Source organism: Vibrio sp. 1580 (genome assembly GCF_033340055.1).
Genome location: NZ_JAWOVT010000586.1, coordinates 1 through 556, shown reverse-complemented (window position 1 = coordinate 556; position 556 = coordinate 1). Strand labels below are relative to the sequence as shown.

At 45.9% G+C, this 556-nt stretch carries 1 protein-coding gene; it reads right to left on the bottom strand.

Features of this window, described 5'->3' with window-relative positions; translation table 11 throughout:
* Positions 1 to 556: cobalamin-dependent protein (locus R7093_RS27295; protein WP_318147288.1), on the bottom strand; the 556-nt coding region annotated here is incomplete at both ends.

Below are 556 nucleotides of genomic sequence, written 5' to 3'. Positions count from 1 at the left end.
TGTTCTAAAGTGACAGGCTTAGTACGCGGCTTCTTACGATTGTGTTGGTCACGAACACGCTCATAATCCGCATCCAGTTTTTTTATAAAGGCAGGTCGACGTTCATCGGAGAGTAATGACGAACAAACCCCTACTGCGCGCGACGCATTGTTTACGTAAACCACCGGATTTTTGTAGTTCTGCTCAATCTTAACGGCGGTGTGCGCTTTGGATGTGGTAGCCCCGCCAATCAGAAGCGGAAGATCAAAATTGAGACGTTCCATCTCTTTAGCAACATGAACCATTTCATCCAGAGATGGGGTAATCAACCCAGACAAACCGATAATATCAACGTTCTCTTCTAGCGCGACTTTTAAGATCTTTTCACACGGTACCATCACGCCAAGATCGATGATCTCGTAGTTATTACACTGCAGTACAACGCCCACAATGTTTTTGCCGATGTCGTGCACGTCCCCCTTCACCGTCGCCAACAAAATTTTTCCGTTACTGCTACCGGATTGTTTTTCGGCGTTAATAAAAGGCTCTAAATGTGCGACAGCTTGCTTCATTACAC